The following is a 514-nucleotide window of genomic DNA, read 5'->3' as shown; positions in this document are numbered from 1 at the left end:
ACATTTACAAAAGAAGGTAATGTAACAGAATATCGTTACAATGGTTCTGGCATTCTTGTTTCTCAAAAAGACTCTGGAAATGTAGAAAATAAATTCTATTACAGTGGTTCTCGTGTTTTAAATGAGAACATAGCTGGCATAATGACAAGTTATTTCCAAGTAAGTGGCCGTATTATTGGTAAAGTAACAGCTGGTCAAAATACTCAAATTTTCTTAACGGATCAAGCACACAGTGTGATTCGTATCATGGAAGGTCGTAAAGTATTAGACGCTAACTTTGCCTATACACCGTATGGTCAGCAATCCGATTTATCTGAAAAAGCAACAAGTGCTAAAACAAGTGGCTTTGGATTTAACGGTGAACGAACAGACGGGAAATCTGGATACCAATTCCTTGGACAAGGTTACAGAGCTTACAATCCTGCTTTAGGTCGTTTTATGCAATACGATGTCCATTCTCCGTTTGGAAAAGGTGGCATTAATGGTTATACATTTGCAGAAAATAACCCAATCA

The 514-nt window shown here is 37.0% G+C and carries 1 protein-coding gene; it reads left to right on the top strand.

Features of this window, described 5'->3' with window-relative positions; translation table 11 throughout:
* Nucleotides 1-514: RHS repeat-associated core domain-containing protein (locus tag GCL60_RS17225; RefSeq protein WP_161998273.1), on the top strand; the 514-nt coding region annotated here is incomplete at both ends.

Origin of the sequence: Silvanigrella paludirubra (genome assembly GCF_009208775.1) — a bacterium.
GTDB classification, from domain to species: domain Bacteria; phylum Bdellovibrionota_B; class Oligoflexia; order Silvanigrellales; family Silvanigrellaceae; genus Silvanigrella; species Silvanigrella paludirubra.
This window is presented reverse-complemented; position numbering and strand designations above follow the sequence as displayed.